General features: G+C 74.0%; 21 protein-coding genes and 1 pseudogene. 7 read left to right on the top strand and 15 right to left on the bottom strand.

What is annotated here, in order from left to right:
• Positions 1–45: 45 nt before the first annotated feature.
• The 8 genes from NLX86_RS21950 to NLX86_RS21915 form a co-directional block, all read right to left on the bottom strand.
• Positions 46–1407 (bottom strand): glutamine synthetase family protein, encoded by a 1362-nt coding sequence (locus tag NLX86_RS21950; protein WP_254373461.1) that lies wholly within the window; start codon positions 1405–1407, stop codon positions 46–48.
• On the bottom strand, positions 1404–3215 hold the full coding sequence (locus tag NLX86_RS21945) for an IucA/IucC family siderophore biosynthesis protein (RefSeq protein WP_302061600.1): 1812 nt from the start codon (positions 3213–3215) through the stop codon (positions 1404–1406). Before NLX86_RS21945 ends, NLX86_RS21950 begins: the two co-directional genes overlap by 4 nt.
• Complete coding sequence (locus NLX86_RS21940) at positions 3212–4552, bottom strand: hypothetical protein (protein ID WP_254373459.1); 1341 nt, start codon at positions 4550–4552, stop codon at positions 3212–3214. The genes NLX86_RS21945 and NLX86_RS21940 overlap by 4 nt, the downstream gene beginning before the upstream one ends.
• A complete protein-coding gene (locus tag NLX86_RS21935; RefSeq protein ID WP_254373458.1) occupies positions 4549–5937 on the bottom strand; it encodes a lysine N(6)-hydroxylase/L-ornithine N(5)-oxygenase family protein in 1389 nt (462 codons plus the stop codon). The genes NLX86_RS21940 and NLX86_RS21935 overlap by 4 nt, the downstream gene beginning before the upstream one ends.
• Entirely contained in the window at positions 5934–7718 is a 1785-nt protein-coding gene (locus tag NLX86_RS21930) for an IucA/IucC family protein (RefSeq protein ID WP_254373457.1), read from the bottom strand. The genes NLX86_RS21935 and NLX86_RS21930 overlap by 4 nt, the downstream gene beginning before the upstream one ends.
• Entirely contained in the window at positions 7715–9319 is a 1605-nt protein-coding gene (locus NLX86_RS21925; RefSeq protein ID WP_254373456.1) for a pyridoxal-dependent decarboxylase, read from the bottom strand. Before NLX86_RS21925 ends, NLX86_RS21930 begins: the two co-directional genes overlap by 4 nt.
• Positions 9316–10713 (bottom strand): diaminobutyrate--2-oxoglutarate transaminase, encoded by a 1398-nt coding sequence (locus tag NLX86_RS21920; protein WP_254373455.1) that lies wholly within the window; start codon positions 10711–10713, stop codon positions 9316–9318. The genes NLX86_RS21925 and NLX86_RS21920 overlap by 4 nt, the downstream gene beginning before the upstream one ends.
• Before the next feature lie 65 nt (positions 10714–10778).
• A complete protein-coding gene (locus NLX86_RS21915; protein ID WP_254373454.1) occupies positions 10779–12017 on the bottom strand; it encodes an alanine racemase in 1239 nt (412 codons plus the stop codon).
• A gap of 185 nt (positions 12018–12202) precedes the next feature.
• On the opposite strand from NLX86_RS21915, the gene dhaK reads away from it, so the two are divergent.
• From dhaK to NLX86_RS21895, 4 genes are all read left to right on the top strand, one after another.
• Positions 12203–13195: a dihydroxyacetone kinase subunit DhaK gene (dhaK, locus tag NLX86_RS21910; RefSeq protein ID WP_254373453.1), complete on the top strand. Its 993-nt coding sequence runs from the start codon at positions 12203–12205 to the stop codon at positions 13193–13195.
• A 34-nt stretch (positions 13196–13229) separates the two neighbouring features.
• Positions 13230–13829, top strand: coding sequence for a dihydroxyacetone kinase subunit DhaL (gene dhaL, locus NLX86_RS21905; protein ID WP_254373452.1), 600 nt, complete (start codon positions 13230–13232; stop codon positions 13827–13829).
• The gene (locus tag NLX86_RS21900) at positions 13826–14242 is read left to right on the top strand and encodes a PTS fructose transporter subunit IIA (protein WP_254373451.1); all 417 of its coding nucleotides are present in this window, start codon (positions 13826–13828) and stop codon (positions 14240–14242) included. The genes dhaL and NLX86_RS21900 overlap by 4 nt, the downstream gene beginning before the upstream one ends.
• 95 nt (positions 14243–14337) lie before the next feature.
• Entirely contained in the window at positions 14338–14487 is a 150-nt protein-coding gene (locus tag NLX86_RS21895; RefSeq protein WP_254373450.1) for a hypothetical protein, read from the top strand.
• Between the two features lie 26 nt (positions 14488–14513).
• Here NLX86_RS21895 and NLX86_RS21890 read toward each other — a convergent pair.
• The 3 genes and pseudogenes from NLX86_RS21890 to NLX86_RS21880 form a co-directional block, all read right to left on the bottom strand.
• Positions 14514–15478, bottom strand: a pseudogene (locus NLX86_RS21890) (YihY/virulence factor BrkB family protein).
• Positions 15479–15579: 101 nt separating this feature from the next.
• On the bottom strand, positions 15580–15954 hold the full coding sequence (locus NLX86_RS21885) for an RNA-binding S4 domain-containing protein (protein ID WP_254373449.1): 375 nt from the start codon (positions 15952–15954) through the stop codon (positions 15580–15582).
• Positions 15955–15963: 9 nt separating this feature from the next.
• Positions 15964–16860, bottom strand: a complete 897-nt coding sequence (locus tag NLX86_RS21880) for a class I SAM-dependent methyltransferase (RefSeq protein WP_254373448.1) — start codon at positions 16858–16860, stop codon at positions 15964–15966.
• Positions 16861–17016: 156 nt separating this feature from the next.
• Here NLX86_RS21880 and rpmF point away from each other — a divergent pair, with 156 nt between their 5' ends.
• Together rpmF and NLX86_RS21870 are read left to right on the top strand one after the other, a co-directional pair.
• Positions 17017–17187 (top strand): 50S ribosomal protein L32, encoded by a 171-nt coding sequence (rpmF, locus tag NLX86_RS21875; RefSeq protein WP_254373447.1) that lies wholly within the window; start codon positions 17017–17019, stop codon positions 17185–17187.
• A gap of 4 nt (positions 17188–17191) precedes the next feature.
• Complete coding sequence (locus NLX86_RS21870) at positions 17192–18418, top strand: GTP-binding protein (protein WP_254373446.1); 1227 nt, start codon at positions 17192–17194, stop codon at positions 18416–18418.
• A 32-nt stretch (positions 18419–18450) separates the two neighbouring features.
• Here the strand turns inward: NLX86_RS21870 and NLX86_RS21865 are convergent, their stop codons facing one another.
• Positions 18451–20451 carry a heavy metal translocating P-type ATPase gene (locus NLX86_RS21865; RefSeq protein WP_254373445.1) on the bottom strand — a complete coding sequence of 667 codons (2001 nt, stop codon included), beginning with the start codon at positions 20449–20451 and terminating at the stop codon, positions 18451–18453.
• 106 nt (positions 20452–20557) lie between these two features.
• Here NLX86_RS21865 and NLX86_RS21860 point away from each other — a divergent pair, with 106 nt between their 5' ends.
• A complete protein-coding gene (locus NLX86_RS21860; RefSeq protein ID WP_254373444.1) occupies positions 20558–20950 on the top strand; it encodes a metalloregulator ArsR/SmtB family transcription factor in 393 nt (130 codons plus the stop codon).
• Positions 20951–20953: 3 nt separating this feature from the next.
• On the opposite strand, the gene NLX86_RS21855 is transcribed toward NLX86_RS21860, so the two are convergent.
• The 3 genes from NLX86_RS21855 to NLX86_RS21845 are packed head-to-tail and all read right to left on the bottom strand — an operon-like array spanning position 20954 to position 26120.
• A complete protein-coding gene (locus NLX86_RS21855; protein WP_254373443.1) occupies positions 20954–22756 on the bottom strand; it encodes an ABC transporter ATP-binding protein in 1803 nt (600 codons plus the stop codon).
• Positions 22753–24489: an ABC transporter ATP-binding protein/permease gene (locus NLX86_RS21850; RefSeq protein WP_254373442.1), complete on the bottom strand. Its 1737-nt coding sequence runs from the start codon at positions 24487–24489 to the stop codon at positions 22753–22755. Before NLX86_RS21850 ends, NLX86_RS21855 begins: the two co-directional genes overlap by 4 nt.
• Positions 24486–26120 (bottom strand): nitroreductase, encoded by a 1635-nt coding sequence (locus NLX86_RS21845; RefSeq protein WP_254373441.1) that lies wholly within the window; start codon positions 26118–26120, stop codon positions 24486–24488. The genes NLX86_RS21850 and NLX86_RS21845 overlap by 4 nt, the downstream gene beginning before the upstream one ends.
• Between the last annotated feature and the right edge of the window lie 10 nt (positions 26121–26130).

The following is a 26130-nucleotide window of genomic DNA, read 5'->3' as shown; positions in this document are numbered from 1 at the left end:
CGGAATGTCCGTGCGGGCCCCCGGTCTTGGGCACCGGCCGCGGCGTCAGAGTCGTTCGAATCCGCGCAGGCGCTCCCAGTCGGTGACGGCTGTCTCGAAGGCGGCCAGTTCGGTGCGGGCGGCCTGCGCGTAGTGGCCGACCACCGGGCCGCCGAAGACCTTGGCGGCGATCTCGCTGGACTCCCAGCGGTGCAGCGCCTCGGTCAGGGTGGCGGGCAGGCGGGGCACGGACGGATCGGCCAGGGCGTTGGCGGTGTGCGGGGCGGGGAGTTCGAGCTGGTGCTCGATTCCGTACAGGCCGGCGGCGACCGCGGCCGCGACCGCGGTGTAGGGGTTGGCGTCTCCACCGGGCACCCGGTGCTCGATACGCAGGGAGGAGCCTGAGCCGACCACCCGGATGGGGCAGGTCCGGTTGTCCCGGCCCCAGGTTATGCCGGTGGGGGCGAACGCGCCGGGCTGCAGGCGCTTGTACGAGTTGACGTTCGGCGCCATCAGCAGCGCGAAGTCGGGCAGGCAGGCGAGCTGGCCCGCGACGAAGTGCCGCATCAGGTCCGACATGCCGTCGCCGGCCGCGGCGTCGGCCAGTACCGGCGTGCCGTCGGCCGCGCGCAGCGAGAGGTGAATGTGGCAGGAATTGCCCTCGCCCTCATCGAACTTGGGCATGAAGGTGAGTGCCACACCCTCCTGCGCCGCGATCTGTTTGGCGCCGTTCTTGAAGAAGACGTGGTTGTCACAGGTGGTCATCGCCTCGTCGTAGCGGAAGACGATCTCGTACTGTCCGGCGTGGCACTCCCCGCGTGCGGTCTCCATCGCCAGGCCGGCGCGCACCATCTCGCGTCGGATGCGGCGCACCACCGGCTCGATCTCGGAGAGGCCCTGCAGCGCGTAGTCCACGTTGTACGAGGTGGCGGTGGCCAGGCCCGCGTACCGGCGCTCCCACGCCTGACGGTAGGAGTCGAGGAAGACCAGGAACTCCAGCTCGGTGCCCGCGAACGCGGTCAGCCCGCGCTCGGCCAGTCGGTCCAGCTGGGTGCGCAGCACCTGCCGGGGGGCCACTTCGACCGGCTCTCCGCCGGGCCAGGTGGCGTCCGCGAGGACGAGCACGGTGCCCTCGTCCCACGGGAGGGCGCGCAGGGTCGCCGGGTCGGGTCGCAGCACGAAGTCGCCGAAGCCGGCGTTCCACGCGTCGATGGCGTAGCCGGGGCCGGTGCCCATCTCCACGTCGGAGGCGAGCAGATAGACACAGGCGCCGAAGCCCTGGCGGGCCGCCTCCTCGAGGAAGTACGGGACCGACAGCCGGCTGCCCTGGAGGCGGCCCTGCAGATCGGGTACGGCGACGATCACCTCGTCGACGGAGCCGGCCTCGGCGTCGGCGCGCAGCCGCTCGTACGGGTCCGGCGCACTCATATCTGCTCCTCCTGGGTGGTGGCGGTGGCGAGCGGGTTGGCGACGGTGCCGTGGACGACGTCGAAGCCCTCGTCCTTCTCGGCGCGGTCGTGGAAGCCACCGCCCAGCAGCTGCTCGCGATTGAGCGCGATCCGGTCGAAGGCCGGTGCGAGCAGCCCGAAGTCGTCGAACTGGTCGGCCAGTTCGGGGAAGCGGGCGTGGTAGCGCTCGATCTCGGCGCGGGCCATCGCCCAGAACTCCCCCTCCGGCACGCCGAGATGACCGGCGACGAGGGGCGCGAAGAACCGGAAGTGTCCGGCGAAGACGGCGCTGAGCAGAGAGTGCGCCAGCTCGCGGGCGGGCCAGCGCAGCAGCACCTTGTCGGCGCGCGGCGTCAGCGCGGCGTACTCGGGGCGCGACTCGGGAAGCAGATTGACGTCTTCGGCGAAGTCCTTGACCGCGATGCCGATCGGGATGTCGGCGTCGTCGAAGAGGATCACGGTGTTCTCGCCGTGCGGGCAGAAGGCCACGCCGTAGCGGTAGAGGTAGTGCAGCAGGCCGGGCAGCAGGGCGGCGAAGAAGCGCTCCATCCAGTCGTGGGCCGTGAGCCCGGAGCGGTACACCAGCTCGGCGACGAGCGTACGGCCGTCGGAGCCGGTCCCCAGCAGCGCGGCCATGGTGCGGGCCCGTTCCCGCTCCCCGAGGAGGGCGGCGACCGGCTCGCGCCAGACCGCGCCGAGCAGTTCGTGGTAGCGGTACGGGGCGTCCTTGACCGACTCGTACAGCGGGTGGTGCACGGCGACCGCGGCGACCTCGCCGAGTGGATGGAAGCGCAGCTCGTCGCGGAGATACGGATCCGCGTCACGCACCGACTGCAGCCAGGCGCTCACATCGGGCGCGGCCCGGGTCGGCTCGGTGGACAGTCCGCGCCACACCAGCGTGTTGCGGATGAGCAGGGGCACCTTCACATTGCGGCGGTGCGGGTGGTCGAGGTTGGCGAGGGTGCGGATGGACTGCAGGGGCCGGTAGCGGTCCGGGCCCTGGCCGAGGAGCACGATGCGGCCCTCGGCGAGGTAGGGGGCGAAGAGGGTCGCCACCGCCTCGTCCCAGTGGAAGGGGTGCACCGGCAGCCAGGTGAACTCCTCGGCCGCGAGGCCGCTTTCGGCGCAGATCTCGTTCAGCACCGCCGTGAACCGCCGCCGTGTGTGCGCGTCCAGTTCCTCGGACAGCAGCCGCTCGGCGTCCAGGCCGGGGACCCCTGAGTACGCGGACAGGCCCGCGTGGACGCCCGCCCACAGCAGCCGTACGGTACGGGCCGACTCGGGGGCGTAGGCGGCGGCGTCGGAGGCGGAGAAGCCGAGCCGGCCCTTGTTGAGCAGCATGCACGGGTGGCCGTCCTGGTACGCCTCCAGTTCCAGGTGGCCGAGGTCCGCGAGCTCGGCGGCCGGCCTGGCACGGGAGATGGCCTCGGCCCCGGCCCGCCGGGTGGCGGTCAGTTCGCGCAGTACCTCGGCGGTCGTGGGGCCGTCCCAGCCCAGCACCGGGCGGGCGTCGAGCAGCAGCTGCTCGGGGCCCTCCTCTCCCGAGGCGGCTTCGGGGTGCCGCCGGAGCGAGGCGGGGTCGAGCTGCCAGGTGCCGAAGGTGCCGCGGGCGGCGCGGAACGTCCAGTGGACGCCGTCGCCGACGTCGAGCCGGTAGGCGTCGGCGTCAGGTTCGGGTTCGGGTTCGGGTTCGGGGACGAGAAGTTCCTCGTACGCGAACTCCTCGATCGCCTTGACGAGCAGGCGGCGGCCCGCCTGCGCCCAGGCGTCCCGGGCAGGGTGGTTCATCGGTGGTTCTCCTCCGAGTACAGCGGAACGGGGGTGGTGGAGGGCGCCGGGCCCGCGGAAGCCGGCCGGCGCGTCGCTTCGGCCGGCGCGGGCGGTGCGGGTGGCGCGGGGCCGGTCCGCGTGCCCCGCAGGGACAGCACAGTGGCGAGCACCTGGACGGCTGCCGCGACAGCCAGCGGCAGCATGAGGTCCCGGGACACCGCGGCGGTGGCGACGAGCGGGGCGGCGAGGAGCCCGGCGGAGCGGGCGGTCTCCACCGCGGTGAAGGCAGGGCCCGCCGTGCCGGTGGCGCGGAACGTCCGCAACTCCACCGCGACTTGGCCGAGGCCGAGGCCGATACCGAACAGCAGTCGGCCGCCGGCCAGTTCGGGCAGCGAGGAGGCGATCGCCTGCCAGCCGAGCCCGGCGGCGGCCACCAGCAGGGCCGGCGGGAGCAGGTGGTCGCCGAGCGACGCGTGGCAGCGGCGGACCACGGGCAGCACGGCCAGAGCGGCGACGCTCGGCAGGAAGAACAGCACGGCGGACCCGGCGGAGCCGCCGCCCAGGCTCTCCGAGAACTCGGTGAAGAACGGCCGTGCCACATTGACCGAGAAGTCGAAGGCCAGGCCGATCAGGGCGACTTGGACGAGCAGCAGGATCCGCCCGGCGCGGTGCGGTGAGCCGTCGACGGGCGTCTCGGACCGCCTCTCGTCCGCCGGACCGGTGACGTCGGCGAGGGACGGACCAGCGGTGCTGGTTGCCGTGTCCCGGCCCAGGATACGGAAGGTCAGCACCGCGAGGGCGGCGTCCAGTACCGCGAACGCCGAGATGCCGATACGGGGTTCGGGCAGCGCCAGCACGCCCGCGCCGACGAGGGTGGCCACGACGACGGACAGGTGGAAGGCGACGACGAGCGAGCAGATCCCGGTCAGCCGGGACCGTTCGCCGTCCGCCGGTTGGTCGCGGTGTTCGGCGATGAACGCCGGATAGGCGAGCAGCAGCGCGCTGTTGGTCGCCACCACCGCCGTCGACAGAACCGTGTACGCGGCGTAGCTGGGGGCCAGCCCGAGCAGCAGGTCGAGCACGGCCGAACCGCACAGTCCGGCCAGCACCAGCTGGTGCAGCGGCCGGCGCCGGGCGGCCAGGCCCCACAGCGGGAGCGCGGCCAGCCCGACGATCCGGCAGACCCACAGGTACAGGCCCGTGGCCCCCGGGTCCTCGATGCCGTACAGCCGCTGGAACAGCTGCGGCAGGAACGGCGTGAGCGCGGTCTCGGCGACCAGGTGCAGTCCGATCACCGAGATCAGCACCACCTTGGCACGCGGCAGCCGCCCGCCGGTCTTCCGGGCGGTGGTCACCGGTATGCGCCTGCGGGGGCGATACCGGGTAGGCCGGGGGTGCGGGTCCGCGGCGCGCCGAAGGTTGTCCACGCCGCCCGGTCGGGCACCGGCAGCACGGTCTTCCCGGCGGCCGCGTTGAGGATCGTCGCGGCGCGCCAGGCGCCCAGGGTGAGGTCGGGGGCGCCCACGCCGTGCGTGTGCATCTCGGCGTTCTGCACGTACAGCGAGCCGGAGACGCGCGGGTCGAGCGCGACCCGGTACTCGCCGTCGATCTGGTAGCGGCCCCTGGCGTCCCAGTCGACCAGGTCCGCCATGGTGTCCAGGAAGGCCGGGCGGACGGGCGCGTAACCGGTGGCCGCCACGACGGCGGAGGTGCGGATCTCGAACGGGGCATCCTGCTGGGTGTGCCGGCAGGTCAGCAGGTAGCCGTCGCCGTCGGCCACGGCCGCCGTTATCTCCACCCCGGGGTGCAGGGCGGCGCGCGGTTCGGTGCCGCCGATGGTCCGCTCGTACAGCTCGTCGTGGATCTCGCCGAGGGTCTCCTCGCTGACGCCCTTGTAGAGCTGCCACTGCTCGCGCACGAGCTGCTCGCGCCGCTCCTCCGGGAGCGCGCGGAAGTAGCGGATGTAGTCCGGGGTGAAGTGCTCCAGGCCGATCTTGGAGTACTCCATGGGCGCGAAGGCGGTCGTACGGGCCAGCCAGCGGACGTACGGCCCGCCGTCGCCCTGGCCGTCCTGGTGGCGCAGGAGGTCCAGAGTCACCTCGGCCCCGGACTGGCCGGCGCCGATGACCGTGACGTCGCCGGCGCCCGCGAGGGCGGACCGGTGGGTGCGGTAGTCGGCGCTGTGCAGCACCCGGCCCGCGTGGGTTGCGGTCAGCAGCGGGCGCAGCGGCTCGGGGACCACCGGGAGCGTGCCCACGCCCAGGACCACTTGACGGGCCGCCACCCGCGACCGGGTGCCGCCCGCCGAGCGGTGGGTGACGGCGAAGGCATCGGCCGTCTCGTCCCACTCCACGGAGGTGACCTCGGCGTCGAAGCGGCAGGACGGCAGGCGCTCGGCGACCCAGCGGCAGTAGTGGTCGTACTCGCGGCGCGGGATGTGGAACCGCTCGGAGAAGAAGAACGGGAACATCCGGTCGTGCGCGCGGAGGTAGTTGAGGTACGACCAGGGGCTGGTCGGGTCGGCCATGGTCACCAGGTCGGCGAGGAACGGCACCTGGAGCACCGTGCCCTCCATGAGCAGGCCCGGGTGCCAGGAGAACGCCGGTTTGGCGTCCAGGAAGAGGGTGCGCAGCTCCGGTGCGCCGTCGGACAGGGCGGCCAGCGACAGGTTGAACGGGCCGATGCCGACGCCGACCAGGTCATAGGGGGCTTGCTCGGTCTGTTCGGTCTGTTCGGTCACCGCTGGGCCTCCGCGAGGGGGTTGGGAAGGTCGATGTAGACGGACTGGCTGTGGACGTCGCCGACGAGCTCGTCGAGACCGTCCACGCAGGTCAGGTAGTTGCCCTTGCAGCGCAGGACGGGCGCGTCGAGCAGCAGGTCGAGCAGGCCCTTCGCGCCGGGTTCGGTGGCGCGCAGCCGCTCCAGAGCGGCGCGCAGCCTGCGCAGCAGGACCTCCTCGTCGGCGAGTCCCAGCGCCCCGAAGGCGCCGACGAGGCCGAGCAGGTTGTTGATGCCCAGGTAGTACGCGACCCGCTCGTCGACGAACTCGTCGTCGAAGACCAGATCCACGCCGTGGGTGGCGCCCGGCAGCAGCTGTTCCAGCTCGGCGGCGCGGGACGCCGCCAGGTAGTAGCCCTGGCTGTCCCGGTACCAGCCCGCGCAGGGCAGCCCGTCGTCGTCCAGCGCCACCAGGGTGTTCTGATGGTGCGGCTCCAGCGCGATGCCGTACCGCGCCTGAAGCCGGATCAGCGGTACGGCCAGTACGTCCAGGTACCGGGTGAACCACCGCTTCGAGGCTTCGGCGGGCGGGACGCGCAGGGCTCGCGCCGTACGGTGGACGGCGGCCGACAGCAGCGCACGGTGCCGGGGCGGGGAGCCGTCCCCCGGCCCGGTGCGCTCCGCCAGCAGCCCGGCCACGCACAGCCCTTCGCGTCCCGCGCCGTGAAAGGGGTTGTCGCGGATCGCCGTCTCCAGCCCGGTCTCCGGCCCCGTCTCCATGCCTGTCTCCAGGCCGGTCCGCGGCCCGTCCGGGCCGGCCGACACCCACGCGAAGTCCCGCAGGATGGAGAACTCCGGATGCTCCGCCCGCAGCCAGTCCGCGGGTCCCGCGGCCAGCAGCCGGGCGGCCCGTACGCCCAGGCGCATCTCACTGCGGAGGTTGTTGCGGCGGGAGTTGGTGATCCGCATACCCAGGGACAGTTTCAGCATCACCTCGGCGTCCGGCCGGTGCACGGTCCGCACCGATGACGTCGGATACCAGGCCGGGCCGGCCGGCCCGAGCGGGCGCAGCAGACCGGCGTCCACGAGCTTCGCCACCTCCGGGCGGCCCAGCGCCTGGCGGGCCTGCCACGGGTGGGCGGGCACCGGCAGCATTCCGTCCGGCAGTTCCAGTCCGGCGGCGAGCGGCCGCAGCAGCTCGTCGACGGTACGGCCGTCCGCGCTTTCGCCGACCACGACGTCCGGGTGGGCGGCGAACCAGTGCAGCGGGAAGGAGCCGCGCAACTCGGGCGAGTAGGCGTCCAGTTCGGAGTCGGACGCCTCCTCGCGGCTCTTGGGGGCGGGATGGAAGGGGTGCCCGAGCAGCAGCGCCTGCTCGGCGTCGAGGAACGGCGTGAGCCCCTGCGCCTGCCCGCCCTCGGTCCGCCGCCGCGCGAGGTGTACGGCCGTCCGGGAGGCGGAGTTGAGCACCCGGGCGGTGGCGTCGCCCCCGAGGTGCGGCGGGGCTCCCCGGCCCAGCGTGCTCTCCCGGATGAGCACCGCTGCCACGAGCGAGGCATCGGCGGGCAGATCGCGCCGCAGCCGGGGCTCGCCGAAGCGGTGCCGGCCGGTCGCGGACCGGTAGCGCACCGGGACGACCAGCTGGAGGCCGCTCGCGGGCAGGTCCAGAACGAGGTCTTCGCCCGCGGACGGGACGTCGGTCCCGGTCTCGCGCACGAACGCGCGCAGCAGCGTCTCCGTAGCCGCCGAGTGCCCCGCGTACAGCGGGTCGCGGTGGTCCAGAAAGTCAGGTCCGGATGTCACTGGGCATCCCCTCGCGTCGCCGCCACGGCACCGCGCAGCGCGTCCTCCTCGCACTGGCCTGCCGCGGCGACGGCGTGCAGCAGTCGTTCGACGTCGGCCGGGCAGGTGTGAGGGTTGAGCAGGGTGAGCTTGAGGCGGACCCGGCCCGGCCCCTCACCCGGCAGTTCGGTACGGCCCACGACCGCTCGGCCCTCGCGCAGCAGCCTGCGCCGCAGCGCGGCGTTGACCTGGTCCGCGTGCGCCGGGTCCGCTGTCGTATAGCGGAAGAGGAAGGCGGTCAGCACCGGTGCCGCGTGCAGTTCCAGCCGGGGATGAGCGCGGACGGCCTCCGCCCCGGACCTGGCCAGCTCGTGGCACGCGTCGACGAGGCGGCCCAGGCCGTCCCGGCCGAGCACGCGCAGGGTGACTGCGATCTTGAAGGCGTCGGCGCGGCGCGTGGTGCGCAGCGAGAGGCCGAGCAGGCTGGGGTAGCCGGCCTCCTCGTCGTCCGCCGGGTTCAGGTAGACGGCGCGGCGGGCCAGCGAGGCGTACGTCTGCGCCCGCCGGACCAGGAACACCCCGGCCGCGGCCGGCTGCCAGCCCAGCTTGTGCCAGTCCAGGGAGACCGAGTCGGCGAGCGCGATGCCGTCCAGCAGCGGGGCGAGCCGGTCGGACAGCAGGGCGCCGCCGCCGTACGCGGCGTCCACGTGCAGCCAGGCGCCGTGCTCGGCGGCGAGCACCGCGCACTCCAGCAGCGGGTCGATCGCGCCGGTGTCGGTCGTACCGGCGGTGGCCACCACGGCCACCGGCAGCTCCCCTCGCCGGGCGCATCCGTCGAGCTCCGCCGCAAGCGCGTACGGATCCATCCGCAGCTCGCGGTCGACGGCGACGGGCAGCACCGCGTCCTCGCCGAGCCCCAGCAGGGCGGCGGCCCGCTGTACGGAGAAGTGCGCGGCGGCGGAGGCGAGGATGCGGGGCCGCGGTCCGCCGGCGGGCACGCCCGCCGGCTCGACCTGGTGACCGGCTGCCCGGCCCAGCACCCGGTCGCGGGCCAGCATCAGGCCCATCAGGTTGGACTCGGTGCCGCCGGAGGTGAGCACTCCGGCCGACTCGGCCGCGTCGTACCCGACCAGCTGCGCCAGCTCTTCCAGCAGCAGGGTCTCGATCACGGTGGCGGCGGGCGCCTGGTCCCAGGAGTCCTGGGAGGGGTTGAGCGCGGAGACCGCCAGATCCGCGGCGACCGCGACAGCCAGCGGCGGGCAGTGGAGATGGGCCGCGCAGGACGGGTCCGCCGGGTCGGCGCTGCCGTACGCGAGCAGTTCGGTGAGCAGGTGCAGGACGTCGTCGCCGTCCGGCGCGGCGAACCCGCGGGCCACCTGGCCCGCCAGGTCCGCCGGCGCTCCTGCCGCGACCGGTCCGCCCCGCCGCGCCGCACCCTCGGTGAGCGCGCCCAGCACGGTGTGCACCAGCGGTGCCAGGGCGCCGGCGCCGCCGGGTCCGCCGGACAGCGCGGTCCCCGGCCCGGCCGCTGCGACGGCGCCCAGCACATCGGCGACGGCCGCACTCAGAGCGTCGTGACCAGGAACAGCACGTGGTGTCGTCTCGCGGATGCGGGCACTCATACCGACCGCCCGGAGAGCTGCCCAGCCGCCACCTCGGCGAGGGCGTCGGCGAGCCGGTCCAGCACCGCCTCCGCCTGTTCGTCCGTGATGACCAGCGGCGGGAGCAGCCGGACGGTGGAGTCGAAGCGGCCGCCCAGCTCCACGATCAGACCGCGCTCCAGGCACGCGGCGCGGACCTGGGCCGCGACCTGCGGGGCGACCGGGCGGGCCCCGCAGGAGTCGGGCGCGCTCTCGGGGTCGACGAGTTCGACGCCGATCATGAGGCCGCGGCCGCGGACATCCCCGATCGTCGGCAGCTCGGCGCTCAGCCCCTCGAGGCGGGCGGTCATCAGGGCACCGACCGTGGCAGCCCGCTCGGCCAGACCCTGCCGGGCGACATGGCGCAGGGTCGCGGTGCCCGCGGCCATGGCCATGGTGTTGCCGCGGAATGTGCCGGTGTGCGCGCCGGGCAGCCAGCCGTCGTAGTCCTCGTGGTAGACGACCACGGCCAGCGGCAGACTGCCGCCGATCGCCTTGGACATCACCATCGCGTCGGGCACGATCCCGCTGTGCTCGACCGCCCAGAACGCGCCGGTGCGCCCGACACCCGTCTGCACCTCGTCGACGATCAGCGGGATCTCCCGCTCGGTGGTGATCCGCCGCATCTCGCGCAGCCAGGCGTCCGGGGCGGGCACCGCGCCGCCCTCGCCCTGGACGGCCTCCAGGATCATCGCGGCGGGCGGGATCACCCCGCCCGACGGGTCGTCGATGAGCCGCTCGGTGTACGCCGCGGACAGTGCTGCCCCGCGCTCCCCGCCGACTCCGAACGGGCAGCGGTACGGGTACGGATAGGGCAGCCGGGTCACCTCCGCGGCGATCCCGGGGACGGGGGCCTTGACCGCGACGTTGCCGGTGGCGGCCAGGGCCCCGGCGGTCATGCCGTGGTACGCGCCGGTGAAGGCGAGCAGCCCGCGCCGCCCGGTGGCGGTCTGCATCAGCTTGAGCGCCGCCTCCACCGCGTCGGTCCCGGCCGGCCCGCAGAAGTGGATCCTGGCCCGGTCGGCGAACGCGTTGGGCAATGTGGCGAACAGGGCGTCGGTGAAGTCGTCCTTCTCCGGCGTCGCCAGGTCCAGCGCGTGCAGCGGCGCCCCGCTGTCCACCGTGCGGCGGATCGCCTCCAGCACGACGGGGTGGTTGTGGCCGAGGGCGAGAGTGCCGGCGCCGGACAGGCAGTCGAGGTAGCGCCGCCCGTCGGTGCCCTCGATCGTCATGCCCTGGGCTCGGGCCGGGACGATCGGGAACGAACGGGCGTACGTCCGGGCCGATGACTCGCGGGCGCGCTGCCGCCCCAGGATGGCGTGCGCGTCGGCCGCGGAGCGCCCGTTGGCGGGCAGGACGGTGGAGGGAACGGTCATCAACGGCTCCGGAGGATGAAGGTGAACGTGATGAAGGTGGAGGTGGAGGTGCGGGAAGGGAGGCGTCAGAGCAGGTGGCGCTCGGCGACGGGGTGGCCGAGGAAGGAATGCATCGCGAACTCCCATCCGTAGGAGCCCGCGCAGGGGAAGACGACGAGGTCGCCGGCACGCACCCGGTCGACCAGTACGTCCCTCAGCAGGGTGTCCTCGGGGGTGCACAGCTCGCCGACCACGGTGACCCGCACGTCTTCGGCGGCGGGACGCGGACAGCCCTCGGGCCAGTCCTTGACGGGCAGCACCGCCGCGTTGTGCACGATGTCCCACGACGTGGGCAGCTGGAAGTGGTTGATACCGCCGCGCAGGACCGCGAACCATTCGCCGTAGGACGCCTTGACATCGGTCACTTCGGCGGCGTACCAGCCGCAGTCGGCGACCAGGAAACGGCCGGGCTCCAGCACCACCCTCACCCCGGGCGGTGGCTCCACCTGCCCGGCCAGCTCGCCGAACCGGGCCACGTCGAAGGGCTTCTCACCCTCGAACGCGACCCCGATGCCGCCGCCGATATCCACATGGCGCAGGGTGATGCCGGCCGCCTGTGCCGTCCGCACGCTCCACTCCACGCACCAGCGCAGGTAGGCGGCGTGGGTGTCGGCGTCGAGGTTGTTGGAGGCGGCGTGGATGTGGAAGCCGACGAGGTCGAGGCCGGGCAACTCGCTTGCGGCGCAGAGGACTTCGCGGACATCGGGCTCGGCCACGCCGAACTGCGAGGGGGCGCCGCCCATATGGAGCGAGCCGCTGATCGGGATGTCGGCCGGATTCACCCGTAGGGCGACCCGGGCGGTCACGCCCTCGGCGACCGCGATGCGGCTGATCCGGTGAAGTTCCAGCAGGCTTTCGGCGTTGATGGCCTCGACCCCGGCCCGCACCAGGGCGGTGAGTACGGGGACGGACTTCGCCGGACCCGCGGCGACGACCGGGGCCGTACCGGTGCGCTCCGGCTCTCCTGCGGTCAGGGCGAGTTCGAGCTCCGAGACGGAAGCGACCTCGAATCCGTCCACGTAGGGTGCGAGTGCCTGGACAATCCCGGGGAACGAGTTGGCCTTGACCGCGTAGTACACCTGCGCCCACCCGGGCAGTGCGGCACGCAGCTCCCGGGCCCGCTCGGCGGCGACGGCTCCGTCGTACACATAGGCCGACACCGGCTCACCGGCCCGGGCCAGCTGCAGCAAGCGGCGGCGGACCTGCTCGGGCAGTACGTCGGGTGGATAGGCGGATCGCGGCGCGGCGGAGGGCGGTAACTGCACGGCTCTACCTTCGGGGTCGAATAGCCGGACTTAGGTGAGCCTAACCTAACGAACCGCTGGGTGGATGCCAAGCCCACGCCCTGCTGGACGCCATGGTCATGGCGCAATCCGTGCGTCGGAGCGACGTTCCCTCGATACTGGGACTCAGTCGGCTGCACTGACATGTCCCTCCAGGGAGGTACCAAGTGAGGATGCTGATCAACGTCCCCGAGACAGTTGTCGCGGACGCGCTGCGCGGGATGGCCGCCGCCCATCCGGAACTGACCGTGGACGTCGAGAACCGGGTTGTCGTACGCGCAGACGCGCCGATGGCAGGCAAGGTGGCACTGGTCTCCGGCGGCGGGTCCGGGCACGAGCCACTGCACGGCGGGTTTGTGGGGCCCGGGATGCTCTCGGCCGCCTGCCCGGGCGAGGTGTTCACCTCGCCGGTCCCGGATCAGATGGTGCGGGCCGCGGCAGCCGTGGACAGCGGTGAGGGTGTGCTCTTCGTCGTCAAGAACTACACCGGTGACGTACTCAACTTCGACATGGCCGCCGAACTCGCCGAGGACGAGGGCATCCAGATCGCCAAGGTCCTGGTCAACGACGATGTCGCGGTCACGGACAGCCTCTATACGGCGGGTCGGCGCGGCACCGGCGCGACCCTGTTCGTCGAGAAGCTGGCGGGCGCCGCGGCCGAGGAGGGGGCGCCGCTGCAGCGGGTCGAGGCGGTTGGCCGCCAGGCCAACGAGTGCTCGCGGAGCTTCGGGATCGCTCTGAGTGCCTGCAGCACGCCCGCCAAGGGCAGCCCGACCTTCGACCTGCCCTCCGGGCAGCTGGAGTTGGGCATCGGGATCCACGGCGAGCCGGGACGCGAGCGGAGGGCCATGATGACCGCCCGCGAGATCGCGGAGTACGCGGTGGACGTGGTGCTGGAGGACCTGCGGCCCACCCGGCCGGTGCTCGCGCTGGTCAACGGGATGGGCGCGACACCCCTGTTGGAGCTGTACGGCTTCAACGCCGAGGTGCAGCGGGTACTGACCGGGCGGGGGGTGACCGTGGCCCGTACCCTCGTCGGGAACTATGTCACCTCACTCGACATGGCCGGCTGCTCGGTGACGCTCTGTCAGGTCGACGAGGAACAGCTGCGCCTGTGGGACGCGCCCGTACAGACGGCCGGGCTCCGCTGGGGCCGCTGAACCGTTCAGTACGCACACTCACAGAGGAGACCAGGTGCGCGACACGGCATTCTTCCGCCGCTGGATGGCGGTCGCCTCGGCCGCCGTGAACCGTGAGGCGGCCCGCCTCACGGAACTCGACTCCCCGATCGGCGACGCCGACCACGGCAGCAATATGCAGCGCGGATTCACGGCCGTCGGCGCGGCACTGGAGAAGGATGCGCCGGACACCCCGGGCGCCGTACTGGTACTGGCCGGGCGCACGCTGATCTCCACGGTGGGCGGGGCTTCCGGACCGCTGTACGGCACGCTGCTGCGCCGCACCGGCAAGGCGCTCGGGGAGGCGGCCGAGGTGTCCGACGAGCAGCTGCGGGACGCGCTGCACGCGGGCGTGGACGCGGTCGCCCAGCTGGGTGGGGCGGCGCCGGGCGACAAGACGATGCTGGACGCGCTGGTGCCCGCCGTGGACGCGCTGGGCACGTCGTACGAGGCGGCCCGCGACGCGGCGGAGAACGGCGCACTCGCGACGGTGCCCCTGCAGGCCCGCAAGGGCCGGGCGAGCTATCTGGGTGAACGCAGCATCGGCCACCAGGATCCGGGCGCGACCTCCTCCGCGCTGCTGATCGCGGCTCTGGCGGAGGTGGCGGCGGCGTGAGCGACGGCGGGGAGAAGCTCGTCGGGGTCGTACTGGTCTCGCACAGCGCGCAGGTCGCGGCCTCCGTCGCCGAACTGGCGAAGGGACTCGCGGGCGGCGGTACGGTCGCGCCGGTGGCGGCGGCCGGCGGCACGCCCGACGGCGGCCTCGGCACCAGCTCGGACCTGATCACGGAGGCGGCCAGGGCGGTCGACCGCGGCGCGGGGGTCGCGGTCCTCGTCGACCTGGGCAGCGCGGTGCTGACGGTGAAGGCGCTGCTGGCCGAGGGCGACGAACTGCCGGGCGGGGCGCGGCTGGTGGACGCGCCGTTCGTGGAGGGCGCGGTGGCCGCGGTGGTCACCGCCTCGGCCGGGGCGGACCTGGACGCGGTGGCGGCCGCGGCCGCGGAGGCGTACGCGTACCGCAAGGCCTGAGCGCTCATCACACGGGACACGGGCCTGCCAGGCATCGGTCCGGCGGGTCGGGGTAGGCGGGCGATGACACCAGGACGTACCGCGGAGGAGGAATCGTGGCGGGAATCGTGAACCGGATCAGGGCGTTCGCGCGCAGCCCGAAGGGGCGCCGGCTGACCGAGCAGGGCAGGCGGGCGGCTGCCGACCCCAGGAAGCGCGCTCAGGCGAGGCAGGCGCTCAGCAGGCTCCGCGGCAAGCACCACTGAGGCGGCCAAGGCGCCGGCGGCGACGCTCATGGGCCGGGACCCGGATCGGGATGCACCGCGTCGGTGATCCCGGCCCGGGCCGCCTCCAGTTGCGCGGCGAACGCGATTGCCGAGAAACTGCGCGATGGCCGTCAGGTTCGCCCAGATCAGCAGGGCGACGAACGCGGTGAGGGGGCCGTAGACCGCGCCGAACCCACCGCTCCTGGCCACGTAGAGGGCCAGCAGCCAGGTCGCCGTGACCCACAGCACCAGGTGTACGGCCGATCCGAAGGCCAGCCAGGTGTAGCCGGGCTGGTCCCGCCGCGGGGACCAGCGGAAGACGGCCGCCGAGGCGATCCACACCAGCAGCACGCCGGCCGGCAGCTGCAGCACGTCCCACCAGGTGAGCCGGCTCTCCGGCCAGTGCAGCACGTCGGCGAGGGAGCTGCTCACCGCGTCGCCCGCGACGAGTACCACGAAGCCCCCGACCATGGGCGCGCCGGCGGTCAGGGTCAGCACCAGCGCGTCCGTACTCGGCGGGGAACGGCCGGTCCCGCTCGATGCCGTAGATCCGGTTGATGCCCCTCTCGATCTGCGCCATCGCCGAGGAGAGGTTCAGTACGGCGAACCCGAGGCCCACCCACATCGCGATCGCGCCCCCGGCGCCCGTGCCCGCGCTGCGCCGGGTGTCGGCGAGGGCGTCCTCGATCAGCTCGACACTGGCACCGGGCGCTGTGCGTCCGAGCGTCAACTCGATCACGCGGCCGACGCTTTCGGTGTGCACGGTGGTGGCCACGCCCACCAGTGCGATGGTGAAGGGCACCATGGCCAGGACCACTTGGTACGCCAGAGAGCGGGCGTTGCTGAAACCGTCGGCGTAGCGGAACCGGGCGAAGGCGTCGAGCAGCAGCTTGCGCCCTCCGTAGTGCCGCAGCGCCATCAGCGCCTCGTCACCGGAGAGTTCCGCACCGATCATGTCCCGCGTCTGCGGAACGTGCACCACAGTCCCCATGCCGCAACGATCACATCTCGGCGCGTGCGGCCACATCTCGGCGCGTGCGGCGCAGCCGAATCCCGCAGCCGAACCGGCCGGTCACGGAGGTGGAGGGGCGGTCAGCGACCGCGCAGCTGTTCCAGGTCGCGCCGGTCCCGCTTCGTCGGGCGGCCGGCCCCGCGGTCGCGGTGTCCGACGGCCGCGGCTTCCTCGCGCGCCGGCGCCGGCGGGCTGTTGTCGACGTAGCACTCCACCGCGACGGGCGGCCCGACCCGCTTGGACACCAGACGCGAGACGACCACGACACGCTCGCGCCCCGCGTGGTACAGCCGCACCTCGTCCCCGGTACGCACCGGCTGGGCCGGCTTGGCCCGGTCGCCGTTGACGCGGACGTGGCCGGCCCGGCACGCCGCCGCGGCCTGCGAACGTGTCTTGGTGAGCCGGACGGACCAGATCCAGCTGTCGACGCGTACGGTCCCCTCGTCTGAAGCCATGCCCCGACTCTAGAACGTCGGGGGTGCCGAACGGGCGGTATGGACGGTGGTCGCGGTCAGCAGGAACGCGTCCGGGCGTCTCAGGATGCCCTGTGACGCCTCCGTGTCCAGGAGGGCGTCGAGCGTGCGCAGGTCCTCGGGGTCGAGGTCGCCCGCGAGGAGTTCCCGCAGCCGGGCCAGGCGGTCGTGGAGGTAGGCGCGGGCGTCGGCGCCCAGCGGGGCGGGCAGGTCGGTGAGGAAGCTGCGCGTGCCGGTGGTGACCAGACCTGCACCCGTGAGCAGGGCCGGCCAGTCCTCCACGACACGGGTGTGACCGGGCAGGGCGGCGCGCATTCCGGCGAACCAGTCCTCCTCGGCGGCCTCCAGCCGGGCCTCCAGGCCGGGGCGCCCGAGGCCGCAGTCGCGCGGCAGGCAGCGGGTCCCGAGCCCGCCCTCCGCGACGGCGAGCAGCCCGCCGGGCCGCAGCGAAGCGGCGAGCGTACGCAGCGACGCCTGCTGGTCGCCGAGGTGGTGGACCACTTTGCTGGTCCAGATCAGGTCCGCGGCGCCGAGGCCGTCCAGGCCGTCGGGCAGGTCGGCCCGGCGGGTGACGATCCGGTCGGCCAGGCCCCGCTCGGCGGCGCGGACCCTGACCCGCTCCAGGAGCCCGGCCGCGCCGTCGACGGCGACGATCTGCGCGCGCGGGAAGGTGCGGGCGAGCACGCCGCAGACGACCCCGGGTCCGCTGCCGAGGTCGAAGACGCGGGTCACGTCCGTCCCGGTGAGCTGCTCGGCCAGCCAGCCCGTCGCCCGCTCGATGAACGGCAGGTGCAGTTCGGCCTGGCGTTCCAGCTGGGGGCCCAGGGCTTCCCAGTCGAGGTCCTCGGAGTCGGCGTGGTGATGGCCGTGCTGGTGGGACGCGGTCACGGTTCTCTCCTGGTCCGGGCGGGGCGGGGTGTCGCTTCCGGCCACTCTGGTCGATTCCGGGCCGGCAGACCACCCGTACACCGAGAGGTAATTGGTAATGGTTTCCATCTTCATATAGCGTGAGGGCCTTGCACCGTCCACCTGAGGAGACCCTCCATGGCCGTTCCCAAGCGGAAGATGTCCCGCAGCAACACCCGCCATCGGCGCGCCCAGTGGAAGGCCACGGCGCCCGATCTGGTCCCCGTCACCGTCGACGGCTCGGTCTACCGGGTGCCGCACAGGCTCGCGAAGGCGTACGAGCGCGGCCTCCTGCGCCCGGAGGGCTGACCGTATGACGGACCGCCGGCTGCCGGTGACCGTGCTGTCCGGCTTCCTCGGGTCGGGCAAGACCACACTGCTCAACCACATCCTGGGCAACCGGGAGGGTCTGCGGGTCGCCGTGATCGTCAACGACATGAGCGAGGTCAACATCGACGCCGCGCTCGTGCGGGGCGGCGCGGCTGCCCTGTCGCGGACCGAGGAGCGCCTGGTCGAGATGACCAACGGGTGCATCTGCTGCACCCTGCGCGACGACTTGCTGGAGGAGGTCGACCGGCTGGCCCGTGAGGGCCGCTTCGACTACCTGCTCATCGAGTCCAGCGGCATCTCCGAACCGATGCCGGTGGCCGCCACGTTCGCCTTTCCGCGCGACGACGGTGCGACGCTCGGCGACCTGGCCCGACTCGACACCATGGTCACCGTCGTCGACGCCGCGGGCTTCCTGCCCGAGCTGGCCGGCGGTGACGGGCTCGCCGAGCGGGGGCTCGACCAGTACGAGGACGACGAGCGCACGGTCAGCGACCTGCTCATGGACCAGATCGAGTTCGCCGACGTCATCGTCCTCAACAAGCTCGACCTGGTCGCGCCGGACGAGGCCGTACGGCTGCAGGCCACTCTCGCCCGGCTCAACCCGGAGGCCCGGATCGTGCCCGCCCGGTTCGGCCGGATCAGCGCGGCGGACATCCTGGGCACCGGCCGCTTCGACCTCGAACGCGCGCAGCAGGCGCCGGGCTGGGTACGGGAGCTGAACGGCGACCACATGCCGGAGACCGAGGAGTACGGCATCTCCAGCACGGTGTTCCGGGCGGACCGGCCGTTCCACCCGGGCCGGCTGTGGACGTTCGTCACCAAGGGACTCGACAGCGGCACCTTCGGCGGCATCCTGCGCTCGAAGGGCTTCTTCTGGCTGGCGAGCCGTCCGCGGGTGACCGGGTTGTGGTCACAGGCGGGCGCCGTCGCCCGGTTCGAGCCCTCGGGCGCCCGGGACGAAGCGACCGAGCAGGGCCAGGAACTGGTCTTCATCGGCACCGGCCTGCGGCGCGAGTCCCTGCACGCAGCGCTGAACGCCTGCCTGCTGGCGGCGGACGACCGCGAGCCGTGGGACGATCCGTTCCCGGCCTGGGAGACGTACGGCCTGGACGACGGCGACGTCTGCGAGCACGAAGCCGTACCCGGGCACCCGCATGAGTACGGGCATGAGCAGGCGCGCGAGCACGCGGAGGCCGTCGCGCACGGCTGACATCACGTCAGCCGTGCGCGGTCGACGCGCCGTCAGCCCGCTGCCCGGCGCCAGGCCGATTCGCGCAGCAGGCGCAGGCCGTTGAGTCCGACCAGCACGGTGGACCCCTCGTGGCCGGCGACACCGAGCGGCAGCGGCAGATGCCCGGCCAGGTCCCAGACCACCAGAGCGCCGATGCAGACCGCCGCGATGACAAGGTTCTGGACGACCAGGCGGCGCGCGCGGCGGGACAGCGCGACGACCGCGGGCACGGTGGCCAGTTCGTCGCGTACGACGACCGCGTCGGCGGTCTCCAGGGCGAGATCGGAGCCGGCCCGGCCCATGGCGATGCCCGCGTGCGCGGCCGCCAGGGCCGGGGCGTCGTTGACTCCGTCGCCCACGACAAGGACCTTCTCCCCCGCCCGTTCCCAGCCGCGTACCGCCGCGACCTTGTCCTCGGGGAGCAGTCCGGCCCGCACCTCCCGGATGCCGGCCTCCTGCGCCACCCGCTCGGCGGCGCGTCCGTGGTCGCCGGTCAGCAGGGTCGGTGCCGAGCCGGTCAGCCGGCCCAGTGCGGCGACGGCGGCCGGTGCCCCCGCGCGGAGCCGGTCGGCGACGGCCAGCACCGCGGCCGTCGCGCCGTCCACCCGTACGACCACGGCGGTACGGCCGGTGTCCTCCACCTCGGCCACGACGAGACGGGCCTTGCGGTCCGGATCGCCGTCACTGCCGTCGCCTTCGCCCTCGCCATCGCCATCGCCATCGAGTAGCGCGGCGGGGCTGCCGACCCGGATGTCCCGCCCCGCGACGACCGCCCGTACCCCCCGGCCAGGCTCCGAGGAGAACGCCTCCGGGGCGCCGGGCCGCAGGCCGCGTTCGCGCGCCGCGGTCACCACGGCGCGCGCCAGCGGGTGTTCGCTGGGGTGCTCGGCGGCCGCGGCCAGTTCGAGTACGGCGTCCTCGTCGAGTCCGGCGACGCCGGGCAGGATGTGCACCTCGGCGACCCGGGGCGCTCCTTCGGTGAGCGTGCCGGTCTTGTCCAGGGCCACCGTGGTGACCTCGCCCAGCCGTTCCATCGCCACCGCGGACTTCACCAGCACGCCGTGGCGGCCGGCGTTGGCGATCGCGGAGAGCAGCGGCGGCATGGTGGCGAGCACGACCGCGCACGGCGAGGCCACGATCATGAAGGTCATGGCGCGCAGCAGGGTCGCGGTGAAGTCCACGCCGAAAGCGAGCGGTACGAGGAAGAGGGCGAGCGTGGCGGCCACCACGCCGACCGAGTAGCGCTGTTCGATCTTCTCGATGAACAGCTGCGTGGGCGCCTTGGTCCCGCTCGCCTCCTCGACCATCGCCACGATCCGCGCGATCACCGAGGCGGAGGCGTCCTTCCCCACGGCGACCCGCAGCGCGCCGGTCCCGTTCAGGGTTCCGGCGAACACCTCGTCGCCGGGCGACTTCGGCACCGGCAGGGGTTCACCGGTGATGGTGGCCTGGTCGACGTCGCTCGCGCCGTCGAGCACGGTGCCGTCGGCGGGCAGCCGCTCACCCGGGCGTACGAGTACGGTGTCGCCCACCCGGAGTCCGGCGATGTCCACCACCTCCTCGCCGGTGTCCGTGACGCGTGCCGCCCGGGCCGGAGCCAGGTCGAGGAGGCCGCGTACGGAGTCGGCGGTGCGGCGGGTGGCGAGTGCCTCCAGGGCGCCCGAGACCGCGAAGATGACGATCAGCAGGCCGCCGTCGAGGAACTGGCCGATCGCCGCTGCCCCGACGGCGGCCACCACCATCAGCAGGTCGACGTCGAGGGACTTCTCGCGCAGGGCCTGCACTCCGGCCCAGCCGGGCTCCCAGCCGCCGGCCGCGTAGCAGAGCGCGTACAGCGGCCCCCAGGCCCACACGGGCGCGCCGGCCAGGTCGAGCGGGAACGCGCACAGGAACGCGAGGGCGGACAGAGCCGCCCAGCGGACCTCGGGGAGCGCGGACAGCCCGGTTCGGCGTAGAGGCGGCGGAACGGCGGACGGCGTCGCGGGCCGGTCGTCGAGCACCGGGGATGCCATGGACACACCTCTTCAGGGAGTGGGCGAGGGGGATCAGACCTCCACCATAGCGGAAGACATGAAGACCTCTTCATGCATAGGTCCGGTGCGCGGTTACGATATGCGCATGGGACATGGAGTCAACGGCGAGACCACGCCCGCCGCGCATCTGGACGCGGACTCCGCAGCCACCATCGCCGCCACGCTCCAGGCGCTCGCCACCCCGTCGCGCCTGATGATCCTCACCCGGCTCCGCCAGGGCCCCTGCGGCGTGACAGAACTGGCCGAGGCTGTCGCCATGGAACAGTCCGCGGTCTCCCACCAGTTGCGACTGCTGCGCGCCCTCGGGCTGGTCACGGGTACGCGCCAGGGCCGGCGGATCGAGTACAGCCTGTACGACAACCACGTCGCCCAGCTCCTCGACGAGGCCGTCTACCACATCGAGCACCTGCGCCTCGGCGCCCGCGACCTGCTGCCCGGCACCGGCACCGGCACCGGCACCGGCACCGGCGAGGCGTAGCGGTCAGCGGGTCAGGACCTGCGCGAACGCCCCGCCCGCGGCGGCCAGTTCCGCCCACGTCCCCTCCTGCGCGACGCGCCCCACCTCCAGTACGGCGATCCGGTCCGCGCGCCGGATCGTGTCGGGGCGGTGCGCGATGACGAGGGTGGTGCGGCCCTGCGAGGCCGCGCGGAGAGCGGCGGTCAGTTCGGCGTCCCCGGCCGTGTCCAGATGGGCGGTCGTCTCGTCCAGCACGAGGATCCGCGGCCCGGCGAGCAGGGCGCGGGCCAGCGCGACGCGGGCCCGCTGGCCGCCGGAGAGGGTGGCGCCGCGTTCGCCGACGAGGGTGGCGTAGCCGTCCGGGAGGGCGGCGGCGATCCGGTCGACGCCGCAGACGCGGGCGGCGTCGTGCAGCGCGGCGTCGTCCGCCTCGGGTGCGGCGAGCCGCAGGTTCTCGGCCAGCGTCCCGTGGAACAGCGGGGCCTCCTGGCCGACGACGGCCACCGCGCGGCGCAGGTCCGGGTCGGCGAGATCGCGTACGTCCACCGGGTCGCCGTACGCGGGCAGCAGCTCGACGGCGCCGGCCGTGGGATCCCAGAAGCGGGCGAGAAGATGCGCGCAGGTCGACTTGCCCGCACCCGACGCGCCGACCAGGGCCGTGGTCCGGCCCGCCGGGACGGTGAGGTCGACGCCGGCCAGCACGGGCGCACCGCCGTAGTCGAAGCGGACTCCCCGCAGGCGCAGCCCCAGCGGCCCGGCCGGCAGGGTCCGGGGGCGCGCGGGCTCCGGCGCGCCGGCGGGAGCGGATACGGCGGCCCGGACCCGCGCCGCGGCGGCGCGCAGGCCGCCCGCCTGGCTCAGGGCGGCGGCGGAATCGGCCACCGGCGCCAGGATACCGAGGGCGAGTGCGACCGCGGCCGGAGCCCAGGCGCCGTTCAGCCGGCCCGCCGCGACGGCCTGCGCGGCGACGGCGACGACTCCCAGTACGGCGGCGACGACCAGCACGTCCCGCACGGCGGCGGCGGTGGCCTCCCAGGCCGACTCGGCGCGCTGGGCGCGACCCAGTTCGCGTCCCCGGTCGGCGAGTTGGGCGCGGCGCCGGTTCAGCGCACCGAAGGCGAGGAGTTCCCGAAGCCCGTCGACGGCCTCGACGGCGTCGGCGGAGAGCTGCGCCGCCGCCTCCCGGGTGCGCGCCCCGTGCTCGGCCCTGCGCCGCGCGGCGACAAACGGTGCGAGTACCAGCAGGGCGGCCGCGGGCAGTACCGCGGCGAGCATCAACGGCTCGGCGAAGGCCAGCACCACCGTGCCGGCGCCGAACACCGCGCCCGAGGCGAGGAGTTGGGCTGTGGTGTGCGCGTAGAAGAACTCCAGCGCCTCCACGTCTCCCAGCGCGGTCGCGGCCAGGTCTCCGCTGCGCCGGCCCGCGATTCTGGCGGGCGCGCTGCGTGCGAGCCCGTCGAAGACGCGGACCCGCAGCTCGGCGAGGACCCGGTAGGCCAGGTCGTGGGAGAGGTCCATCTCGCGCCAGGTCGCGAACGCCCGCAGCAGCACCAGGCCGGCGACGGTGCCGAACACGGCGGCCCCGGGGGCCGTGTCCGCGACGACGGCGGAACCGACGGCGTAGGCGACGAGGGTGACCAGCGCGACCAGCGACGCCTGGTCGGCAAGGGCGGCGGCGCAGGTGCGGGCGACCATGACACGGTGGCCGCCGAGGGCGGGCAACAGGGCGCGCAGCGCCCCGCGTTCGTGTCCGCGTTCGTGTCCGCGTTCGTGTCCGCGTTCGTGTCCGCGTTCGTGTCCGCGTTCGTCCATCGGGGTGGGACTCATGCGGCCCGCTCTCCGTCCGTGTCCAGGCCCGCCGTGACCAGGCGGGCGTACAGGCCGCCGTCCCCGAGGAGACGGTTGTGGTCGCCGACCGCGTCGACGCGTCCGCCGTCGAGGACGACGATCCGGTCGGCGTCGCGCACGGACTCCAGCCGGTGCGCGACGATCAGGCAGGTGCGTCCGGCGGCGGCCTTCAGCAGCTCGCGTCCGATGCGCGCCTCCCGGTGCTCGTCGACCGCGCTCGTCGCCTCGTCCAACACCAGAACGGGCGCGTCGGCCAGCAACGCCCTTGCCAGCGCCAGACGTTGGCGCTGACCACCGGACAGGGTGGCGCCGCGCTCGCCGAGCACGGTGGCGTAGCCGTCGGGCATCGCGGCGATCTCGTCATGGATGCCGGCCGCCCGCGCGACCCGCACCAGGTCCTCGTCGTCCGCGTCGGGGCGGGCGAGGCGCAGGTTGCCGGCGATCGTGTCGTGGAAGAGGTAGGTGTCCTGGGAGACGACGGCGATGCCCCGTCGCAGCGAGTCGAGCGTGTAAGAGCCGACTGGCGCGCCGTCGACCACCACCTGGCCGCGCTGCGGCTCGCGCCGGCGCAGCAGCAGGGCGAGCAGCGTCGACTTGCCCGCGCCCGAGGGGCCGACGATCGCGGTCGTACGGCCGGCCTCGGCGGTGAAGCTCACCCTGTCCACGGCGGGGCGGCCCGCCTCCTGGTAGCCGAAGCGGACGTCGTCGAACCGGACTTCGGGTGCCCGCCACCGTGCGTCGGTGGTCCCGGTGTCCGGCGTTCCCGGCTCGGCGGTGCGCAGCGCGGCGATACCGTCGGCGGCCGAGACGCCGAGGTAGCCGGCGTGCCACTCGCGGGAGAGATCGCGGACCGGCCGGAAGCACTCGGAGGCGAGCATCAGAAGCACGTAGGTGCCTGCCGGGGCGGTGTGCCCGCCCGCGGCGGCCGCACAGGCCAGCAGGGCCGCGGCGACCGTGCCGCCCTGGATGGCGAGGTCGGTGAGCCCCGTGTCGACGAGTGACACCCGCAGTTTGGCGACGGTGGCGCGGTGCAGCGCCTCGGACCGGCGCTCAAGCTTCTGGCGGGTACGGGCGACGGCGCCCGCGGCGCGCAGGGCGGGCATGCCCTGCAGGGCCTCCAGGTAGTCGGCGGCCAGGTTCTCGTACGAGTCCCAGTGCTCCTTGCCGCGGCTCTCCAGCAACCGGTCCCACCAGCGGGGCACCAGCAGCGCCAGGACGAGCGCGGGGACCAGGGCGAGCAGCGCGTACGGCTCCAGGAGGCCGATGGGGACCAGCATGAGCGGCGGAACCGCACAGGTGATCACCAGTTGGGGCAGATAGCGGGAGAGATACGCGTCCACGCCTTCCACGCCGTCGACGAGTGTGGCGCGGACCGCTCCGGCCCGTGCGGCCGTCAGTTGTGCGGGTCCCGCCTGCCCGAGCCGGTCGAGGAGCGCGTCCCGCAGGCGCACCCGGGCCAGCGCTCCCGCGCGTACGGCGACCCCGCGCTGCCGCCGGGTCAGCCAGACGCGTACGGCGACCACGGCGAGTACCGCGCCGAGCAGGGCGGGCAGTTGGCCGGTGTCGCGGCGCGCGATGGCGGCCAGGGCGTGGGCGAGCAGGACGGCCTGGCCGAGATGGGTGGCGCTCACGGCGGCGAGCAACGCGGTGGCGGAACCCAGCGGGCCGCGTACGGTTCGGGCCGCGGTGACGAGTTCGGGGTGCAGCATCATGGGCGCTCGCCCTTTCCGGTTGCGGTCGTGCCGATGGCGAGTGCGTGAATGACCCAGTCCCGGCCGGCGGGCCCGCCGAGGGCGGCTCCGAGGTCGGCTTCCTGCCAGGACCCGACGGCCCGGGTGGCGAGGCCCAGTCCGCCGGCGGCGGCCTGGGCCAGCCCGACGCCGATCCCGGCGGTGAGGTGGTCCTGCCGGATGCGGCGCGGCGAGGCGTCGTCGGGGCAGCCGTACGCCAGGAGTACGGCTCCGGCCTCGGCGATCCAGTGCTGCCGCGCCCCCCATACGGCGAGGGTCGGCCGCGCGTCGCCACTCGCGAGGCGGCGCAACTCCCCCGTCCCGGGGTCGGGTTCGAGCAGCCCGGGCCACGGCCCGCCGAGGGCCACGCACCACCGGGGGCCGGGCCCGCCGCCGCTCGCGGCCACGAGGAGGTCCCGGAGGTCCTCAACCCGGGGCACGCCGTTGAGCGGCGGCTCGGCACTACGCCGCCGCGCCGCGCCCGTGCCGGGCAGCGATCGGGGCGCCTGCCAGGTACCGGCCCCGGCCCCGGACCGCCCAAGAACGTCCAGGAGATGCACATCGGGCCCGGTGGGCTCTGGCGCACGGCCTCCGGCCCACGGTTCCAGGACTTCCTGCTCGACTGGGCCGATCGGGCCGGTCGGGTCCCACGAGCCCGTCGCGCCGGACGGACCGGACGGGCCGGGGCGGGCGGACACGCCTGACAGGCCGCTCGCACCCGTCGAACCGGTCGGGCCAGAGCGCCCGTTCGCGTCCGTCGAGCAATACGGGCGTGACAAGCCGGTTGAGCCGGACCGGCTGCTCGCGGCAGTTCCGCCCGTCGGACCGGGCGAGCCGGGCGAGCCGGATGCGCCGGGCAGATCGGGGAGGCCGGAAGGCCCGGACAGCGCGGGCGGGCCGCACGAACCGGTAGGACCAGGAGCGGACGGCGTCGGGAGGCCGGGCGGCGCAGCATCGCCGGACGGCACGGCATCCCAGAGCGGAGCCGGAAGGCCGGCCGGCGCGGGGCACACCCGCGGGCCGAAGTATGCGGCGGCCAGGGGGTGTTCTGGGGTTTCGTCCGGCCAGCCGGCGCGGGTGGCCGGGAGGTCCGCCGCTGCGGACAGTACGCTCGCGTCCGCGTCGAGGCAGAGCGCCTGCGCGCCCGCCAGGGCGAGCGCCGCCACCGCGTGGCCGGTGTCCAGCAGAAGCAGCGGCCAGGCGCGGTGGGCGTAGTGGGATTCGGTGCGGCGCGCGGTGACAGTGAGGACGACAACGGCGCCCGCCGGGGCGTCGGCCGGGGCCGGGCCGCGCCGCAGGAGCCGGTGGGCGAGCGGGTCGTACGCGTAACGCCCCGGCGGTACGGAGCAGCCCGGCCCGGCCAGCACATGGGCGTTGACCGGGTGCAGGGCGCCGGCGGACGGCAGGGCGCGCAGCCTGCCCCCCCGGTCCTGCGCCGCGAGTGCGCGTCGCAGTACGGTCCCGAGGTCGACCCGCGTGGGGTCCGCGACGCCGGGAAGCGGCTGAACCGGGCCGGGCCACCGGGTAACGGCCGGGCCCGCCGTGGCGCCGGGCCCCGGCTCCTCGGCCGAGCGGGCCCGGGCCAGCGCGGCGGCCGGGTCAGTGGTCGTCATCGTCCCGTCC

The organism is Streptomyces sp. A3M-1-3 (genome assembly GCF_024213665.1).
Taxonomy (GTDB): Bacteria; Actinomycetota; Actinomycetes; order Streptomycetales; family Streptomycetaceae; genus Streptomyces.
The sequence above is the reverse complement of the archived record's forward strand: the minus strand, read 5'-3'. Positions and strand labels throughout refer to the sequence as shown.

Bases quoted from the DNA above. Each gene is read 5' to 3' on its own strand.
- NLX86_RS21950 (WP_254373461.1), bottom strand. From the start codon at position 1,407: ATGAGTGCGCCGGACCCGTACGAGCGGCTGCGCGCCGACGCCGAGGCC.
- NLX86_RS21945 (WP_302061600.1), bottom strand. From the start codon at position 3,215: ATGAACCACCCTGCCCGGGACGCCTGGGCGCAGGCGGGCCGCCGCCTG.
- NLX86_RS21925 (WP_254373456.1), bottom strand. From the start codon at position 9,319: ATGAGTGCCCGCATCCGCGAGACGACACCACGTGCTGTTCCTGGTCAC.
- NLX86_RS21920 (WP_254373455.1), bottom strand. From the start codon at position 10,713: ATGACCGTTCCCTCCACCGTCCTGCCCGCCAACGGGCGCTCCGCGGCC.
- NLX86_RS21885 (WP_254373449.1), bottom strand. From the start codon at position 15,954: ATGGCTTCAGACGAGGGGACCGTACGCGTCGACAGCTGGATCTGGTCC.
- rpmF (WP_254373447.1), top strand. From the start codon at position 17,017: ATGGCCGTTCCCAAGCGGAAGATGTCCCGCAGCAACACCCGCCATCGG.
- NLX86_RS21870 (WP_254373446.1), top strand. From the start codon at position 17,192: ATGACGGACCGCCGGCTGCCGGTGACCGTGCTGTCCGGCTTCCTCGGG.
- NLX86_RS21865 (WP_254373445.1), bottom strand. From the start codon at position 20,451: ATGGCATCCCCGGTGCTCGACGACCGGCCCGCGACGCCGTCCGCCGTT.
- NLX86_RS21860 (WP_254373444.1), top strand. From the start codon at position 20,558: ATGGGACATGGAGTCAACGGCGAGACCACGCCCGCCGCGCATCTGGAC.
- NLX86_RS21855 (WP_254373443.1), bottom strand. From the start codon at position 22,756: ATGAGTCCCACCCCGATGGACGAACGCGGACACGAACGCGGACACGAA.
- NLX86_RS21850 (WP_254373442.1), bottom strand. From the start codon at position 24,489: ATGATGCTGCACCCCGAACTCGTCACCGCGGCCCGAACCGTACGCGGC.
- NLX86_RS21845 (WP_254373441.1), bottom strand. From the start codon at position 26,120: ATGACGACCACTGACCCGGCCGCCGCGCTGGCCCGGGCCCGCTCGGCC.